This window comes from Rhodococcus sp. NPDC056960 (assembly GCF_042674125.1).
In the GTDB taxonomy this organism is placed as follows: Bacteria; Actinomycetota; Actinomycetes; order Mycobacteriales; family Mycobacteriaceae; genus Rhodococcus_F.
This window is the reverse complement of sequence record NZ_JBHURF010000007.1, coordinates 107,065-121,944: the sequence shown is the minus strand read 5'-3', so window position 1 is coordinate 121,944 and position 14,880 is coordinate 107,065. Positions and strand designations below refer to the sequence as shown.

Here is a 14,880-nt window from a genome sequence, read left to right as displayed (position 1 = left end):
ACAGGACCCCCACGGCCGCGTGCGGAGATGCTACCGCACGGTTGTGTCGTTCGGCTTGGTGCGCAGCGAGCTGATGTTCACGCTGTGTGGAGAAAATCTATGAGGATGCGTTCCACGTTCGAAGTGGTCTGAACTTCGCGTAACAGCAACGGTTTCGGTAGCGGCGGTGCCGTTGACTGGTACCGGTGTCCGGTGGGGGTGTAGATCTCGATTTTGTGCTGACCGCGGGGTTGTTGACGCGGCGTGGAGTGCCACCCGGCGCCTTGTTTGGCGTAGTTGCAGGCAGCGCATAGGCCGGCGCCGTTGTGTGCGGTGGTGGGTCCGTCGAATTCGCGGGGTTGGATGTGGTCGTGATGCCGGATCGGGGCATCGCACCACGGCGTGCGGCACGTTCGATCTCGCAGGTCGATCATCCTCGCCAACCCGGCGGGGAAGCACCGGGCCTGGGACTCGGTGGCGGTCAGCGCCCCCGACCCTGGGTTTGCGTACAGACGGCGCAGCGTGACCCGTGCTTCGTCGCCGGTGTCCGGATCGGCCGTGGCCTGGACCGCCTCCGATATCCAGTGCCGGGCGAGTGCGGCAGGGATGGGTCCGTATCCCTGCACGTGGGCAGGTTCGGACCCACCGCCGAGGAGGGCGCGGTCGGAGATGACCAGATTGACGGTGATTGGAGGTGCCGTCGCGGTGTGGGGTGCGCCGGTGACACGGGATACGAGGAGGTCGGCCATGATCTGCGACCGGGTGCGGTCGTCGCCGGCGGCGAGAATGGAATCGGCGTCACGAGCGAGGGTGGCGTGCACAGCCACGCCTTGGGCGACCGGCAGTAGGTCGCTGACGTAGGCCATGGTGTCCGGTGCGGGACGCGAGGTGACCCGTCGATCCGACACGGCCTTGCGGGCCCGCCGCACCATGGCTTCGGCGTCGACTTCGGCGGCCGCCGCGCGGACTCTCGCGCACACCGCCTGATCGCCGAGCCCGTCCAGTGTTGCCGGGTCGGCGCAGAGCAGGTGATCGAGTGCCGTGCGATCTTCTCGCGTCAGGCACGCGGTTTCGCGGACGAGGATCGTTGCCCGCCACTCACTGAGCACACCTCTTTCGAGTAGCGCCAAGGTGCAGGGCATCTCGTGGACCAGGGCGGTGGCCATTCCGAGATGGCGGCCGCCCCGGAACGGGGAGTCGCGTCGCGCCAGTGCCACCTGGTTGGCGATTCCTCGGCCTCGTTGCGACACGGGCACGTCACGCTCTGCTCGTGAGGCGCGAATGGAAGCGTCGAGGTCTGCGGTGACGCGGGCTTGCACGCCGGCGCAGGCAGCCTTCACTTCTTCCAGGTTGCGGAGTAGGTCGATGCGCGCCGCATCGCCGACGTTCCTGTCGAGATTCGGCAACTCGGCCAGAAACTCGACGACCCCTGATACATCCACCCCGACCCCCCGCGGCTTCGAATCCCCCGAATCGAACGTATGTTCTATCGTAGCTGTCGAAACGCCCTCGTGGCAATAGTCAGCCGGCACCGACCATGCGCATGGCGAGGTCCGCGTAGAGGTCCGCGACAGCTTCGGGCTCCGTGTACGCGCCGGCCGGGAACCAACGGCAGATGTCGACGCACAGCGACATGAGGGCGAGGGTGACGCCTTCGCCGTCGGGCACGGTGAATTCGCCGGATGCGGCTCCGGCGTCGACGACGGCGCGAACGATGTGCGTGATGTCGCGGCGCAGTTTCACCACGTCGCGATAGTGCTCGGGGGTGAGTGCATTGAGTTCGTACTGCACGACGCGAGCCTGCGCGTGGTGGGTGGCCTGCCAGCTCGCGAACGCGCCGATCAGCGCCTGCAGCCTCGTCGAGGGCGCCTCGTCGGGGAGGTCTGCACTCGTCACGACGTCGAGCGCCGCGGTGTGGCCTTCGTAACTGATCGCGAAGAGCAGCTCCTCTTTGGACCGGTAATGCGGGTACATCGCGGCCGGGCTCATGTCGAGTCGGGCGGCGATCTCGCGGGTGGTGGTGCCGCCGTAACCGCTGGTCGCGAACGCATCGACGGCTGCGGCTCGGATGCGGGCGGCAGCCTTGGACGGGCTGATCACCTGGCTGGGTGATTCGCTCATGTCTTTCTCCATCCTCGGCTGCGCGGCTGTTGACAATACCGCGCCGCACCATCACTATAAGCAAGCGCTTAGAAAATAAGCACACGCTTACATGCCTGAAGCGTGAACCAGTCAAGCTCGACATCCAGAAGGAGCGGTCATGCGACGCACCCTGTACGGCCCCGATCACGAGGCATTCCGCGAATCGGCCCGGGAGTTCGTGAACCGCAACCTGCTGCCCGTAGCCGACAAGCTCATCGCGCAGCGCTTCATCGACCGTGAGATCTGGCTCGAAGCCGGTCGCAACGGATTCCTGGGACTCGAGGTTCCCGAGGCGTACGGCGGAAGCGAGGCCGGTGACTACCGGTTCAACGCGGTTCTCGCCGAGGAGCTTTCGCGAGCCAGTGCCGCCGTGTCGTCGAGCTTCGGTATTCACGCCGACGTCGTCGCGCCGTACCTCGTGCAGCTCACGACCGAGGAGCAGAAGCAGCGCTGGCTGCCGAAGTTCTGCACCGGTGAGCTGCTCACCGCCATCGGTATGACCGAGCCCTCCGGCGGTTCCGACCTCGCCTCGCTCAAGACCACGGCAGTCAAGGACGGCGACGACTGGATCATCAACGGGTCGAAGACGTTCATCACCAACGGTTACAACGCCGACCTGGTGATCGTCGCGGCCCGCACCAGCCCCGAGAAGAAGTCCAAGGGCATTACCCTGTTCGCCGTCGAGACGGGGATGGAGGGTTTCGAGCGCGGACGCAAGCTCGACAAGGTCGGCCAGCACGAGTCCGACACCGCCGAGCTGTTCTTCGAGAACGTGCGAGTTCCGTCGGCGAACATCATCGGCGAGATCGACCGCGGCTTCATCCACATGATGGAGATGCTGCCGCAGGAGCGTGTCGGTGCCGCGGTCTCGAACATCGCGCACGCCGCGCCGATCCTCGAGGAGACGATCCAGTACGCGAAGGACCGCAAGGCATTCGGGCAGCCCATCGGCTCGCTGCAGTGGAACAAGTTTCTCCTCGCCGATCTGGTCACCCGCGTGGAGGTCACCCAGGCCTACGTCGACAACTGCGTCGCCGCACATGCGGACGGTGAGCTCACCGCGGTCGATGCCGCCAAGGCCAAGTGGTGGACCGCCCAGGTGCAGAACGAGGTCCTCGATCATTGCGTCCAGCTGCACGGCGGCTACGGATTCATGACCGAGTACCGCGCTGCCCGCGCGTGGATGGATGCGCGTGTCACCAAGATCTGGGCCGGTTCCAACGAGATCATGAAGGAACTGATCGGCCGCGACCTCGGCCTCTGAGCCCGACCCCGTAGCCCGACGACAAAGGAGTCGCTTCGTATGTCCGTTCTCGACAAGTTCAGCTTGACCGATCGGGTGGTCGTCGTGACCGGTGCGTCGTCGGGTCTCGGGGTTGCGTTCGCGCAGGCCGCGGCGGAGGCCGGTGCCGACGTGGTGCTGGCCGCGCGTCGCACCGACCGTCTCGAGAAGACCGCGGAACTGGTGCGGGCCGCGGGACGTCAGGCGCTGTGCGTCGCGACGGACATCGCCGACCCGGCTCAGGCGCAGAACATGATCGACGAGACCATGGCGAAGTTCGGCCGGGTGGACGTGCTGGTCAACAACGCCGGCGTCGGAACGGCCGTTCCCGCGACGAGGGAGACTCCGGAGCAGTTCCGGCAGGTCGTCGACATCAACCTGCACGGTTCGTACTGGGCTGCGCAGGCGGCGGGCAAGGTCATGAAGCCGGGCAGCGCGATCGTGAACATCGCGAGCGTGCTGGGCCTCACGACCGCGGGACTTCCGCAGGCCGCGTATGCCGCGAGCAAGGCCGGGGTGATCGGCCTGACCCGCGATCTGGCGCAGCAATGGGGTGCCCGCAAGGGCATCAGGGTGAATGCGATCGCTCCCGGATTCTTCGAGACGGAGATGACGGACCAGTACCAGGACGGGTACCTCGAATCGATGAAGTCGCGTCTGGTTCTCGGTCGCCTCGGTGATCCGGCGGAGCTGGCGGCGACCGTGGTCTGGCTCGCGTCGGATGCCGCCGCATACGTCACGGGGCAGACGATCGCGGTGGACGGCGGCATCACCATCACATGAGCGTCGGGTTGGGCGGTGCTGCTGCGCTGGCGTATAAGTAGGAAATGACCACGCGCACCGTCCATGAAGAGTGGGACGATCAGCCCGCCCCGTCGATGGCGGCCACCGACCTGCTGCGGGAGCCGCCGGCGACCGCTCGCGGTGCACGCACGCGCGCGGCATTGGTGGCGGCTGCACGGACGGTGTTCGAGCGGTCCGGGTACCTCGATGCCCGGCTCACGGACATCACGAAGGAAGCGAACTGCTCGACGGGCTCGTTTTACACCTACTTCGACAACAAGGAGCAGGTGTTCGCCGCCGTGCTCGAGGTGGCGCAGGAAGACATGATGCACCCGGGCATGAAGCGGGTGCAGGACACCGACGATCCGTATGCGGTTCTGGAGGCGAGCAACCGCGCCTACCTGGAGGCTTACCGGCGCAACGCCAAGCTGATGGGCCTCCTCGAGCAGGTGGCGCACATCGACCCGGCGTTCGCGGATCTGCGCCGTCAGCGGGCCGACGCGTTCATCGCCCGCAATGCGCGGGGCATCGCGGAGCTGCAGGCGCGGGGCATCGCCGACGCGGAGCTGGACCCGATGCTGGCGTCGCGGGCGTTGTCGGGGATGGTCAGCCGGTTCGCGTACAACGTCTTCGTGGCCAACACGAACGGCGACGACGGCACGCCCGTCGACTTCGACGACGTCGTGTTCACCACGACGCGTATCTGGGCGAACGGGCTGCGGTTCCCCGAGCGGAGCTGAGCTCCGTCCGAGGGCGGATGGGACACTCAGGTCGACAAAGCTGAATCCGACACCGGATTCAGGTAATTTCTGTGGAAGACTGGGGTCACGTCCGTGTCCCCGCGAGGGAGGAATCTCGTGCAGGTTGCTCAGAAGGTCGCCATCGTCACCGGTGGCGGGGGCGGAATCGGCAGTGCACTCGCGGAGCGGCTCGCCGCCGAAGGCTCCAGGGTCGTCGTCACCGATCTGGATGCCGCCTCGGCCCGGGCAGTGTCGGACCGGATCAACGCGACGAGTCCAGGGGCCTCGATCGCCCGCGGTGGTGACGCCTCCGACGACGCACAGATCGCGTCGGTCATCGACGCCGCGGAACAGGCCTTCGGTCCCGTCGACCTCTACTTCGCCAATGCGGGCGTCGCGGCAGGCGACCAGCTCGAACCCGACGATGCCATGTGGGACCTCGCTTTCGACGTGAACGTCCGAGCGCACGTCCGGGCGGCACGCCGCCTGATTCCCGGCTGGATCGAGCGCGGAGAGGGGTACTTCGTCAGTACGGCCTCGGCAGCCGGCCTCCTCACCCAGATCGGTTCCGCCCCCTACTCGGTGACGAAGCACGCCGCCGTCGGATTCGCCGAATGGCTGTCGGTCACATACGGCGACAAGGGAGTTCGCGTCAGCTGTCTGTGCCCCATGGGCGTGAACACCAAACTCCTCACCGACGACGCCGCACTCTCGGCGACCGCGGCCCGCGCCGTCACCACCGCGGGGACAGTGCTCGAACCATCCGAGGTGGCCGAATGCGTGCTCGCCGCAATGGAAGCCGAGCAGTTCCTGATCCTGCCGCACCCCGAGGTGCTCGAGATGTACCGGCACAAGGGTGCCGACTACGACCGTTGGATCCGTGGCATGCGCCGCTATCAGGCTGCACTTCTCGCCCAGTCGTCCTGACCCTGTTCGAAAGAGAACTGCGTAAACATCGTACGAAGACCGAGAACAATCAGCATGGAGGAAACAGTGAGCCAGGAACGTAGAACCGCGATCGTCACCGGATCGGCCAGGGGAATCGGCGCCGCCGTCGCGAAGCGGCTGGCCGACGACGGCTACGCGGTCGCCGTCCTCGACCTCGACGAGGCCGCCTGCGCGGCAACGGTGGACGCCATCAAGTCCGCCGGCGGCGAGGCGCTGGCGGTGGGTGCGAACGTGGCCGACGAGGCCTCGGTCGCCGCGGCGGTCGAGCGGGTCGCGACCGAACTGGGCGCCCCGACGATCCTGATCAACAATGCCGGGATCACCCGCGACAACCTGCTGTTCAAGATGACCGTTGACGACTGGGACGCCGTGATGAACGTGCACCTGCGCGGTGCGTTCCTGATGTCGCGGGCCGTGCAGAAGTACATGGTGGAGGCCAAGTTCGGCCGCATCGTGAACCTGTCGAGCACCTCGGCACTCGGTAACCGCGGGCAGGTCAACTACTCCGCGGCCAAGGCGGGCATGCAGGGTTTCACCAAGACCCTCGCGTTCGAACTCGGGAAGTTCGGCGTGACCGCGAACGCGATCGCGCCCGGATTCATCGAGACCGAGATGACCGCCGCGACCGCGGAGCGCGTGGGCGTCGGCTTCGAGGACTTCAAGAAGGCGGCGGCGTCGCAGATCCCGGTGAACCGGGTCGGGCAGCCCGAGGACATCGCGCACACCGCATCGTTCTTCGTCAGCGAGGGTGCCGGATTCGTGTCGGGGCAGGTCGTCTACGTCGCCGGCGGACCGAAGGACTGATCGATGAAGGCGTGGCGCGTACACGAATTGGGTCAGCCGAGGGACGTCCTGACGTTCGAGGACGTCCCCGACCTCGAACCGAAGCCTGGGGAGTTGCTGGTCAAGGTGCTCTCCGCGGCCGCCAACTTCCCGGATGTGCTGCTCTGCCGCGGTGAGTACCAGATCAAGCCGCCGCTTCCGTTCACTCCCGGTGTTGAGCTGTGCGGAGAGGTGGTGGGGCTGGGCGAGGGCGTCACCGGGTTCTCCGTCGGCGACCGCGTGATCGGCATGCCGAGCCTCCCGCACGGCGGGTTCGCCGAGTTGGCGATCATGTCGTCGGCCACCGCGTTTCCCGCCCCGGAAGCCCTGGATGATGCGGAAGCGTCCGCGCTGTCGATCGGGTATCAGACGGGATGGTTTGCGCTGCATCGCAGGACGCAGCTCCAGCCCGGTGAGACCCTGCTCGTGCACGCGGCCGCCGGTGGTGTGGGCAGTGCGGCCGTCCAATTGGGCAAGGCGGCAGGCGCCAAGGTCGTCGGCGTCGTCGGCGGGCCCGAGAAGGCCGACTACACACGGGATCTCGGTGCCGATCTGGTGATCGACCGGCACAGTGAGGACTTCGTCCAGGCCGTCAAGGACTTCACCGGCGGCCGCGGCGCAGACGTCGTGTTCGATCCGGTGGGCGGCGATTCGTACACGAAGTCGACCAAGTGCATCGCGTTCGAGGGTCGCATCATCGTGATCGGATTCGCGAGTGGCACCATTCCGTCACCGGGGTTGAATCACGCTCTGATCAAGAACTACTCGATCATCGGGCTGCACTGGGGGCTGTACAACGCCTACAATCCCGCCGCGATACGGGAGTGTCACGACGAGCTGACGAGGATGACGGCGGCCGGGGAGATCAAGCCGATGATCAGCGAGCGGCTCGGGCTCACCGACGTGGCGGATGGCATCGCCCGCCTCGGTGAGGGGACGACGGTGGGACGGCTGGCCTTCCTGCCCGGACGCTAGCCGCGGCTGCGCTTCGCGTACAGCTCCTCGAGGTTGTGCCGCAGGGTCGCCTCGGTGTTCTTGACGGCGGTTTCGATGAACGGCTCGACGATGAGCCCGAGGGCCTTGCCGGTGAGACCGCTGGGGAGCTTGTACGCGAAGTCCACGCTGATCTCGGTCTTGTCGTCACCCTGCGCGGTGAATTCCCACGTGGAGGAGTTGGCGGCGCCGTCGAGCGAGGCCAGGGTGATGATGCGGTCCAACTCCCATTCGGTGACCTCGAGACGGGACCGCAGGGTGCTCGGTCCGATGTGGATGGCCGCGTCGAAGGTGGAATCGAGTCCCTGGTCGAATTCCCCGATCGGGCGGAACTCCGAGACGCCGAACATCCAGTCGGGGACTGTCCGGTAATCGTCGATGTAGGCGAATGCGACATGGAGGGGTACGGCGGCGATCGCGGAGTGACGGACGTGGATCATCGGGTGGTCCCTGGCTCTCTGTCGGAGAAGGCTGTCGATCTGGGCGACCTCGTTCGACTCTAGTCAACTCCCGCGACCGCAGCAGGGCGGCGGCGGGTACCTGTTCTACCGTAGGACTCATGACGGTTGAGGGCACCCAGCGCGGCAGTTCCTGGCGTGAGTACACCGACCAGGGGCTGCCGAAGGTTCTGGCCGCGGCGCTGGAGGCGTTCGTCGAGAAGGGGTACGACGGGGCGTCGATCCGGGAGATCGCGTCACGCGCGGGGCTCTCCGTCCCCGGTCTCTACCACCATTACCCCTCCAAGCAGGCGCTGCTGGTGGGGCTGACCAACGTGGTGATGCGTGATCTGCTCGATCGCAGCCGCGCGGCGGTGGCCGAGGCGGGGCCGACGCCCGGCGAGCGGTTCGACGCGGTCATCGAGTGTCTGCTGCGGTTCCACATGTACCGCCGCGAGCAGGCCTTCGTTGCGTCCCGCGAGACGCGGAGCATGGAGCCGGAAAGCCGGCAGGCGTACATCGCGCTGCGGGACGAGCAGCAGGAGATGCTGGACGATATCGTCCGCGACGGGGTAGCGGCCGGTCTGTTCCGGACACCGTTCCCGGAGGATGCGAGCCGCGCCGTGGTGACGATGTGCGTCGCGGTGTCCACCTGGTACCGGGAGGACGGGCCGCTGTCGCCCGACGAACTGGTGGAGCGGTACCTGGCGATCGCGAGGAGCACCGTCGGTTCGGCCGACTGAGGCTTGACCCGGTTCGGAACCTGTGGGATCGTCGGGGACGACTCCGACCGAGCGAGTGATCGGTCGGTGCCGGAGTCGACGTACTGACTGGAGGTAGTTGTGGCGATCGATCTGTCCTATGCACCCGAGGTGACCGCCCTCGTCGAGAAGACCGAGGCGTTCATCCGCGATGTCGTGTTGCCCGTCGAGGACGAGCACGGCGGCGACATCACGGCGGCCGGCGGCGACACCCTACGTGTGGAGTTGCAGAAGGCGGCGAAGGACGCGGGCGTCTTCGCGCCGCATGCGCCCGTCGAGTACGGCGGACACGGGCTGAACATGACCGACCGCGCCCCCGTCTTCGAGGCGGCGGGCTACTCGCTGTTCGGCCCGACCGCGCTGAACATCGGGGCACCCGACGAGGGCAACGTCCACATGCTCGCGCATATCGCGAGCGCCGAGCAGAAGGACCGGTTCCTGGCACCGCTGGCGCAGGGCGACGTGCGGTCGGCGTTCGCCATGACCGAACCCTCGCCCGGGGCGGGCTCCGACCCGTCGGCGCTGACCACCCGCGCCGAGAAGGTGCCCGGCGGCTGGAAGATCAACGGCCACAAATACTTCATCACCGGAGCCGATGGCGCCGGATTCTTCATCATCTTCGCCCGCACGTCCGGTGTGCCCGGCGACCGCGGTGGTGCCACCATGTTCCTCACACCGGCCGACGCCGAGGGGCTGACGGTGGGGCGCCACATCGACACCCTCGACCGCGCCATGATCGGCGGGCACTGCGAGGTGTTCTTCGAGGACCTGTTCGTTCCCGACAGCGGGGTTCTCGGTGAGGTCGACCAGGGATTCGCCTACGCCCAGGTCCGTCTCGGTCCCGCCCGGATGACCCACGTCATGCGCTGGCTCGGCGCCGCGCGCCGCGGTCACGACGTCGCCGTCGCGCACGTCGCGAAACGCGAGGGCTTCGGGAGCAAGCTGGGTGACCTCGGCATGATCCAGAAGATGATCGCGGACAACGAGATCGACATCGCCGCCACCCGGGCGCTGTTGACGCGGGCGTGCTGGGAACTCGACCAGGGCGGGCACGCGAGCAATTCGACGTCCATCGCGAAGACCTACGCCGCGGAGGCGATCTTCCGGATCGTCGACAACGCGGTGCAGATGTGCGGCGGTCTCGGGGTGTCCGGAGATCTGCCCCTCGCCCGGCTGTCCCGTGAGGTCCGGCCGTTCCGGGTGTACGACGGCCCCTCGGAGGTTCACCGCTGGGCGATCGCCAAGCGCGTCGTCGGTGCCGCGAAGAAGGCCGCCCGGGAGGCGGGCGCATGAGCGAACATCGCGGGCTCGATCTCGTTGCACTGCAGAAGTTCCTGTCGGACTCGAACGTCCCCGTCGAGGGTGAGTTACGGGCCGACCTGATCGCGGGAGGAAAGTCCAACCTCACCTACGCGATCTTCGATGACTCCTCGCGGTGGGTGCTGCGAAGGCCGCCCACCGCGGGGCTCACACCCTCGGCGCACGACGTGGCCCGCGAGTTCCGCATCACCTCCGCGCTGCAGGGGACCGACGTCCCGGTCGCCGCCACCGTCGCGCTGTGCGAGGACGACAGCGTGATGGGCGCGCCGTTCACCGTGGTGGAACACGTGACCGGTCAGGTGATCCGCACCAAATCGGACCTCGAGGCGCTGTCCGACGACGACGTCGAGTCGTGCACCGACGAGCTGGTGCGCGTGCTCGGTGCGTTGCACAACGTCGACTATGCGGCCGTCGGGCTGGGTGAACTCGGCCGCCCGGACGGGTACGTGTCCCGGCAGGTCAAGCTGTGGGCGAGTCAGTGGGGCCGGGTGAAGACGGAGGATTCCGCGGACGTCGACCGCCTGTACGCCGCCCTGGTCGAATCGATTCCGGCGCAGTCGGAGTCGTCGATCGTGCACGGCGACTACCGCATCGACAACACCATCCTCGCGTCCGGTGACGTGAGCACGGTTGCGGCGGTGGTGGACTGGGAACTGTCGACGCTGGGTGACCCGCTCACCGACGTCGCGCTGATGTGCGTCTACCGGCATCCCGCGCTCGACCTCGTGCTCGGTGAGCCTGCTGCCTGGACGAGCCCGCGGCTGCCGTCGGCCGACGACCTCGCGCAGCGGTACAGCGTGGCATCGGGCCGCGAACTCGTCGACTGGAACTTCTACCTGGCGCTCGCGAACTTCAAGCTCGCGGTCATCGCCGAGGGCATCAACCACCGCTACCGGGTCGGCGCCACCGTCGGAGACGGCTTCGACAAGGCAGGCGCCGCGGTGCCCGAATTCATCACGGCGGGCCTGCGCGCCCTGAAAGGACATTCCGAGTGAGCCGCACCGCACTGATCACCGGCGCCTCGCGTGGCATCGGGCTCGGCATCGCCACCCGTCTCGCCGAACAGGGGTACGGGCTGACGATCACCGCACGCGACCGTGAACGGCTCGACTCGGTGGCCGCCGACCTGCGGGCCGCCGGGGCGAAAGACGTGGTCGTGGCCGCGGGCGATCTCGCCGACGAGGAGTCCGCGGGACGGGTCGTCGAGGCGCACGCCGACGCGTTCGGCTCGCTGAACGCACTGGTGCTCAACGCCGGTGTCGGAACCGCCGGCGCCATCGGCGAATTTCCGTTGCGCCGATTCGACAAGAGCCTGGGAGTCAATCTGCGGGCGCCCTTCAGCCTCTTGCAGCAGTCGCTGCCGCTGCTCCGGGCCGGTGCCGCGGAGAACCCGGGACGCGGGGCCAAGGTCATCGCGCTGGCGTCGATCACCGGCGTCTATGCGGAAGCCGGACTCGCCGTCTACGGGGCGACCAAGGCCGCGCTGATCTCCCTCACCGAGACGCTGAACGTGGAGGAATCGGGCAACGGAGTCTCCGCGACCGCGCTCGCCCCCGCGTACGTCGACACCGACATGTCCGCGTGGATCCACGAGACCATCCCGCCCGAGGCGATGATCGAGGTGAACGACATCGTCGAACTCGTCGACGCGCTGCTGCGGCTGTCGTCGCGGGCGGTGGTCCCGAAGCTCGTGGTCGGGCGCGCCGGCACGGACGGGTACCGCGCCTAGTCCTCGTCTTCCTGGGCCTCGCCGCGTTTGCGGAAGAACTTGAAACCCGGGACGCCCTGGATCGCCTGGCGTACCCCCTGGACTTCCTCGAGGAGCTGGTGGATCTCGGGGGAGACGGTATCGAGGGTCGCCAGGATCGGCAGGAGCCCCTCCATGCGCATGGTCAGCTCGGGGAGATGATTCACCAACCCGATCGCCGCGCGGAGTTCCTCCTCGGTGAGGTCGTCGACGAACCGCTGCGCCAACGGGGCGGCCTTCTTCGCGAGCGGCTCGTAGAGGTCGAGCAGGGTCTGTGCGGACGCGGACGTGCCCGCGGCGGTCGCGACCACGGTGGCCGCGGAGTCCGACACGGCGGTGGCCCTCGCGACCGCGATCTCCGCGCCGTCGCTGATCACGTCGATGCGTGCGATCAGCACCTCGACCTGGTCCAGCAGGAGGCCGATTCGGCCGGGGAGTGAGACGAGTAGGTCAGCGGTGTCCACCGACCAGCGGGCGATCCCGGTGACGGTGCGAACCAGGTCGCGGGGGCCGAGGTGTACGAGAGCCATCGGCCCATCCTGCCCGATGCTCTCCCGCACCTCACGTTTCGGTCGTGGCAGACGTCTACCTTTCAGAGGCCCGCACACCTGGAAGGATTGGCACCGTGAACGCCGACCGCGCAGCACACACTGTCATCGATTCGCCGATCGGCCCCTTGACGCTGGTGAGCGTCGACGGGGTGCTGAGCGGCATCTACATGGCCGAACACCGGCATCAGCCCGATCCCGCGACGTTCGGCGTGCGCGACCCGGCGGGATTCGACGAGGCCACCACCCAGCTCGCCGAATACTTCGACGGTCGACGCACCGAGTTCACCGTTCCCCTGGCCGCACGGGGCACCCCGTTCCAGCAGCGGGTGTGGGGCGCCCTCCGCACCATCCCCTACGGCGAGACATGGACGTACGGTCAGCTGGCCGACTCCCTCGGCACCCCCACCGCGGTTCGTGCGGTGGCCGCCGCGAACGGCAGAAATCCGATCAGCATCATCGTGCCGTGCCACCGCGTCATCGGGAGCAACGGCAACCTGACCGGATACGCGGGTGGGCTCGACCGCAAACGATTCCTGCTCGAACGTGAGGCGGAACGGGCGGGACTCCGGCTGAGCTCATGACCCTGAAGCCGTTCGAAGACGTCGTGGCCGAGCACGGCTCGACGGTCCTGCGGGTCTGCCAGGCCGTGGTCGGTCCGGTGGACGCCGAGGACGCCTGGTCGGAGACGTTCATCGCCGCGATGCGTGCCTACCCCGATCTGAGTCCGGACAGCAACGTGGAGGCGTGGCTGGTGACGATCGCGCACCGCAAAGCGCTCGACCACATCCGTGCGCGCGACCGGCGGCCCGTCCCCACCGAGGAACTGCCGGAGCAGACCACCGACCGCGGACTTCCCGGCTCCGACGATCCGGAGTTGTGGAAGGCGGTCGGCGCCCTGCCGGTGAAGCAGCGGGCCGCGGTGGCGTACCACTATCTGGCCGGGCTGCCGTACAGCGAGATCGCGGTGATCCTGGGCAACTCCCCGGCCGCGTCGCGGCGGGCGGCCGCGGACGGCGTTGCGGCGCTACGCAAGACCCTCTCGATCTCTGTGAGTGGAGACTTCACATGAACATGCCCGACATCGTCTACTCCCTGTACCCGTTGGACTCAGCGGTCGAGCAGAAACTGCGTGAGCGGCTCGCCGTGGTCGCGGCGGAGGCAGGACTCCTCGACGTCGCGTACCGGACGCTCGACACCCCGGTCGGTTCGCTGCTGCTCGCCGCCACCGATCGCGGGCTGGTGCGGGTCGCGTTCCCCAGTCAGGATCACGACGCCGTGCTGCAGACTCTCGCCGAGCAGATCAGTCCTCGAATCCTGCGGGCACCGGCCCGGCTCGACCGGGTGGCCCGCGAGATCGACGAGTACTTCCTCGGTAAGCGCACCAGCTTCGACGTTCCGCTGGACTTCCGGCTGTCCAAGGGTTTTCGGCTCGACGTGCTGCATCATCTGCCCGACATCCGCTACGGGCACACCGCCAGTTACGCGGCGGTCGCGGCGGCGGCGGGCAGTCCGAAGGCGGTGCGCGCGGTCGGCACGGCGTGCGCGCTCAATCCGCTCCCGGTCGTGGTTCCCTGTCATCGGGTGGTCCGCAGCGACGGCAGCATGGGCCAGTACGCCGGCGGGCCGGAGGCCAAGTCGATTCTGCTGACATTGGAGGCAGCTGCATGACCACTCTGACGCAACGCGTGGACGATCTGGACTGGCAGGGTCTGCGCGCCGAGAGCGATGCCGCGGGATGCGCGCAATCGGAGCGGATCCTGACCGCCGAGGAGTGCCGGCAGATCGCGGACATGTACGAGGAGCCGGACCGGTTCCGGTCCACCGTCGACATGGCCCGGCACCGATTCGGCTCGGGGCAGTACCGGTACTTCGACTATCCGCTACCGGAGGTCGTGGCCGAACTCCGCGCGGCCTTCTACCCGAAACTGCTTCCCGTGGCCCGGGACTGGGCGGCCAAGCTGAGGCAGCCCTCGCCGTGGCCGGACACCCTCGACGAGTGGCTGGACCGGTGCCATGAGGCCGGTCAGAAGCGGGCGACACCGATCCTGCTCAGCTACGGCGCACACGACTGGAACGCCCTGCACCGCGATCTCTACGGCGAACTGGTGTTTCCGTTGCAGGTGGTGATCGGTCTCGACCGGCCGGGGGTGGACCACGAGGGCGGGGAGTTCATGCTCGTCGAGCAGCGGCCCCGGGCGCAGTCCCGGGGCACCGTGACGACGCTGCAACAGGGGCACGCGCTGATCTTCACCACCCGGGACCGACCCGTGCGCTCGACCCGCGGTTGGTCGACGGGACCGGTGCGGCACGGCGTCAGCACCATCCGGCGGGGCAGGCGCCGGACCCTCGGCCTGGTTCTGCACGACGCGGAGTGA

At 67.7% G+C, this 14,880-nt stretch carries 18 protein-coding genes; 14 read left to right on the top strand and 4 right to left on the bottom strand.

Going from position 1 to position 14,880, the window contains the following annotated elements:
- Nucleotides 1-77: 77 nt before the first annotated feature.
- Together ACFTWF_RS12945 and ACFTWF_RS12940 are read right to left on the bottom strand one after the other, a co-directional pair.
- Nucleotides 78-1,421, bottom strand: coding sequence for an HNH endonuclease (locus tag ACFTWF_RS12945; RefSeq protein WP_378461606.1), 1,344 nt, complete (start codon nucleotides 1,419-1,421; stop codon nucleotides 78-80).
- 79 nt (nucleotides 1,422-1,500) lie between these two features.
- Nucleotides 1,501-2,100, bottom strand: a complete 600-nt coding sequence (locus ACFTWF_RS12940) for a TetR/AcrR family transcriptional regulator (RefSeq protein ID WP_378461605.1) — start codon at nucleotides 2,098-2,100, stop codon at nucleotides 1,501-1,503.
- A 139-nt stretch (nucleotides 2,101-2,239) separates the two neighbouring features.
- Between ACFTWF_RS12940 and ACFTWF_RS12935 the strand changes: the two genes are divergently transcribed.
- The 6 genes from ACFTWF_RS12935 (at nucleotide 2,240) to ACFTWF_RS12910 (ending at nucleotide 7,671) form a co-directional block, all read left to right on the top strand.
- Nucleotides 2,240-3,385, top strand: coding sequence for an acyl-CoA dehydrogenase family protein (locus tag ACFTWF_RS12935; protein ID WP_185727810.1), 1,146 nt, complete (start codon nucleotides 2,240-2,242; stop codon nucleotides 3,383-3,385).
- Between the two features lie 39 nt (nucleotides 3,386-3,424).
- Entirely contained in the window at nucleotides 3,425-4,186 is a 762-nt protein-coding gene (locus ACFTWF_RS12930; RefSeq protein ID WP_378461604.1) for an SDR family NAD(P)-dependent oxidoreductase, read from the top strand.
- Nucleotides 4,187-4,230: 44 nt separating this feature from the next.
- Nucleotides 4,231-4,926, top strand: coding sequence for a TetR/AcrR family transcriptional regulator (locus tag ACFTWF_RS12925; RefSeq protein ID WP_378461603.1), 696 nt, complete (start codon nucleotides 4,231-4,233; stop codon nucleotides 4,924-4,926).
- Nucleotides 4,927-5,043: 117 nt separating this feature from the next.
- Complete coding sequence (locus ACFTWF_RS12920) at nucleotides 5,044-5,853, top strand: SDR family oxidoreductase (RefSeq protein ID WP_378461602.1); 810 nt, start codon at nucleotides 5,044-5,046, stop codon at nucleotides 5,851-5,853.
- A 66-nt stretch (nucleotides 5,854-5,919) separates the two neighbouring features.
- Nucleotides 5,920-6,678, top strand: a complete 759-nt coding sequence (gene fabG, locus ACFTWF_RS12915; protein ID WP_378461601.1) for a 3-oxoacyl-ACP reductase FabG — start codon at nucleotides 5,920-5,922, stop codon at nucleotides 6,676-6,678.
- 3 nt (nucleotides 6,679-6,681) lie between these two features.
- On the top strand, nucleotides 6,682-7,671 hold the full coding sequence (locus ACFTWF_RS12910) for an NADPH:quinone oxidoreductase family protein (RefSeq protein ID WP_378461600.1): 990 nt from the start codon (nucleotides 6,682-6,684) through the stop codon (nucleotides 7,669-7,671).
- Here the strand turns inward: ACFTWF_RS12910 and ACFTWF_RS12905 are convergent.
- A complete protein-coding gene (locus ACFTWF_RS12905; protein ID WP_378461599.1) occupies nucleotides 7,668-8,129 on the bottom strand; it encodes an SRPBCC family protein in 462 nt (153 codons plus the stop codon). The genes ACFTWF_RS12910 and ACFTWF_RS12905 overlap by 4 nt on opposite strands.
- 119 nt (nucleotides 8,130-8,248) lie before the next feature.
- On the opposite strand from ACFTWF_RS12905, the gene ACFTWF_RS12900 reads away from it, so the two are divergent.
- From ACFTWF_RS12900 to ACFTWF_RS12885, 4 genes are all read left to right on the top strand, one after another.
- Nucleotides 8,249-8,869, top strand: coding sequence for a TetR/AcrR family transcriptional regulator (locus ACFTWF_RS12900; protein WP_378461598.1), 621 nt, complete (start codon nucleotides 8,249-8,251; stop codon nucleotides 8,867-8,869).
- A 99-nt stretch (nucleotides 8,870-8,968) separates the two neighbouring features.
- The gene (locus ACFTWF_RS12895) at nucleotides 8,969-10,180 is read left to right on the top strand and encodes an acyl-CoA dehydrogenase family protein (RefSeq protein WP_378461597.1); all 1,212 of its coding nucleotides are present in this window, start codon (nucleotides 8,969-8,971) and stop codon (nucleotides 10,178-10,180) included.
- Nucleotides 10,177-11,202, top strand: a complete 1,026-nt coding sequence (locus ACFTWF_RS12890) for a phosphotransferase family protein (RefSeq protein ID WP_378461596.1) — start codon at nucleotides 10,177-10,179, stop codon at nucleotides 11,200-11,202. Before ACFTWF_RS12895 ends, ACFTWF_RS12890 begins: the two co-directional genes overlap by 4 nt.
- On the top strand, nucleotides 11,199-11,936 hold the full coding sequence (locus ACFTWF_RS12885; RefSeq protein WP_378461595.1) for an SDR family NAD(P)-dependent oxidoreductase: 738 nt from the start codon (nucleotides 11,199-11,201) through the stop codon (nucleotides 11,934-11,936). Before ACFTWF_RS12890 ends, ACFTWF_RS12885 begins: the two co-directional genes overlap by 4 nt.
- On the opposite strand, the gene ACFTWF_RS12880 is transcribed toward ACFTWF_RS12885, so the two are convergent.
- Nucleotides 11,933-12,484: a ribulose 1,5-bisphosphate carboxylase large subunit gene (locus ACFTWF_RS12880; RefSeq protein ID WP_378461594.1), complete on the bottom strand. Its 552-nt coding sequence runs from the start codon at nucleotides 12,482-12,484 to the stop codon at nucleotides 11,933-11,935. The genes ACFTWF_RS12885 and ACFTWF_RS12880 overlap by 4 nt on opposite strands.
- A 95-nt stretch (nucleotides 12,485-12,579) precedes the next feature.
- Between ACFTWF_RS12880 and ACFTWF_RS12875 the strand changes: the two genes are divergently transcribed.
- From ACFTWF_RS12875 to ACFTWF_RS12860, 4 genes are read left to right on the top strand one after another with little or no spacing between them, the layout of a single operon-like run.
- Nucleotides 12,580-13,086, top strand: a complete 507-nt coding sequence (locus ACFTWF_RS12875; protein WP_378461593.1) for a methylated-DNA--[protein]-cysteine S-methyltransferase — start codon at nucleotides 12,580-12,582, stop codon at nucleotides 13,084-13,086.
- The gene (locus tag ACFTWF_RS12870) at nucleotides 13,083-13,574 is read left to right on the top strand and encodes an RNA polymerase sigma factor (protein WP_378461592.1); all 492 of its coding nucleotides are present in this window, start codon (nucleotides 13,083-13,085) and stop codon (nucleotides 13,572-13,574) included. Before ACFTWF_RS12875 ends, ACFTWF_RS12870 begins: the two co-directional genes overlap by 4 nt.
- Nucleotides 13,571-14,173, top strand: a complete 603-nt coding sequence (locus ACFTWF_RS12865; protein ID WP_378461591.1) for a methylated-DNA--[protein]-cysteine S-methyltransferase — start codon at nucleotides 13,571-13,573, stop codon at nucleotides 14,171-14,173. The genes ACFTWF_RS12870 and ACFTWF_RS12865 overlap by 4 nt, the downstream gene beginning before the upstream one ends.
- Nucleotides 14,170-14,880 (top strand): 2OG-Fe(II) oxygenase, encoded by a 711-nt coding sequence (locus tag ACFTWF_RS12860; protein ID WP_378461590.1) that lies wholly within the window; start codon nucleotides 14,170-14,172, stop codon nucleotides 14,878-14,880. The genes ACFTWF_RS12865 and ACFTWF_RS12860 overlap by 4 nt, the downstream gene beginning before the upstream one ends.